The organism is Streptomyces sp. NPDC060205, assembly GCF_042728395.1.
In the GTDB taxonomy this organism is placed as follows: domain Bacteria; phylum Actinomycetota; class Actinomycetes; order Streptomycetales; family Streptomycetaceae; genus Streptomyces.
Map to the genome: position 1 here is coordinate 1 of NZ_JBHWZP010000628.1, position 1594 is coordinate 1594.

Annotated in this window: 1 protein-coding gene; it reads left to right on the forward strand. The window is 69.0% G+C overall.

The window, feature by feature from the left end:
* Positions 1–51 precede the first annotated feature (51 nt).
* Positions 52–1560 carry a glycerol kinase GlpK gene (gene glpK, locus ACFWGJ_RS43610; RefSeq protein ID WP_387334536.1) on the forward strand — a complete coding sequence of 503 codons (1509 nt, stop codon included), beginning with the start codon at positions 52–54 and terminating at the stop codon, positions 1558–1560.
* Positions 1561–1594: the final 34 nt, after the last annotated feature.

Here is a 1594-nt window from a genome sequence, read left to right on the forward strand (position 1 = left end):
GGACGAGGGGAGCCACTGCCGCCCTACGCAGAATCCGACGAAGGGGACGTCATGACGGACAAGTTCGTCGCCGCGATCGACCAGGGCACCACGTCGAGCCGCTGCATCGTCTTCAACCAGGACGGCGCGATCGTCGCCGTCGACCAGCGTGAGCACCGCCAGATCTTCCCCAAGCCCGGCTGGGTGGAGCACGACGCCACCGAGATCTGGTCGAAGGTGCAGGCCGTGGTCGCGGGCGCGATCGCGAAGGCCGGGCTGCGCGCCGACCAGCTCAGCGCGCTGGGTATCACCAACCAGCGGGAGACGACGGTCCTGTGGGACCGCGCCACCGGCAAGCCCGTGCACAACGCGATCGTCTGGCAGGACACCCGTACCTCCGCGCTCTGCGCCGAACTGGGGGGCACGGACGGGCAGGACCGTTTCCGCGAACAGACGGGGCTGCCGCTGGCCAGCTACTTCTCCGGGCCCAAGGCGGCCTGGCTGCTCGACAACGTGCCGGGGCTGCGGGCCCGCGCCGAGCGCGGCGAGATCGCCTTCGGCACGATCGACTCCTGGCTGATCTGGAACCTCACCGGCGGCACCGACGGCGGCCGGCACGTCACGGACGTCACCAACGCCGGCCGCACCATGCTGATGAACCTCGAAACCCTGCAGTGGGACCCGTCCATCCTCTCCGCGATGAATGTCCCCGAGGCGGTCCTCCCCGAGATCAAGTCCTCCTCCGAGGTGTACGGAACCGCCGTGGGCCAGCTCGCCGGGGTGCCGGTGGCCTCCGCGCTGGGCGACCAGCAGGCGGCGGTGTTCGGGCAGGCCTGCTACGACGTGGGCACGGCCAAGAACACCTACGGGACGGGCAGCTTCCTGCTGCTCAACACCGGGAACCGGCCCGTGCCCTCGAAGAACGGGCTGCTGACCACCATGGGGTACAAGATCGGCTCGGAGGCGCCGGTCTACTGCCTGGAGGGGGCCATCGCGATCACGGGCGCGCTGGTGCAGTGGTTCCGCGACCAGCTCGGCATCATCCGTACGGCCGACGAGATCGAGACCCTGGCGACGAGTGTCGAGGACAACGGAGGCGCGTACATCGTGCCCGCGTTCTCGGGTCTGTTCGCGCCGTACTGGCGCTCCGACGCGCGCGGGGTCGTCACGGGGCTGACCCGGTACGTCACGAAGGGGCATCTGGCGCGGGCGGTCCTGGAGGCGACGAGCTGGCAGACGCGTGAAGTCGTGGACGCGATGTTCCAGGACTCCGGGGTGCAGATCACGACCCTGAAGGTCGACGGCGGCATGACCAAGAACAATCTGCTGATGCAGCATCAGGCGGATGTGCTGGACGTGCCGGTGATCCGCCCGAAGGTCTCCGAGACGACGTGCCTGGGAGCGGCGTACGCGGCCGGCCTCGCGACCGGGGTGTGGAACGACCTCGACGAACTGAAGACGCACTGGCAGAAGGACGCCGAGTGGACGCCGTCCATGGAGGCGTCGGTCCGTGACCGCGAGTTCGGCAACTGGCGCAAAGCGGTGGAGAAGAGCTTCGGCTGGCACGACGACGCGCACTGAGCCCCGTTCCCGTGCCGTTCCGCTTTTCGTGCTC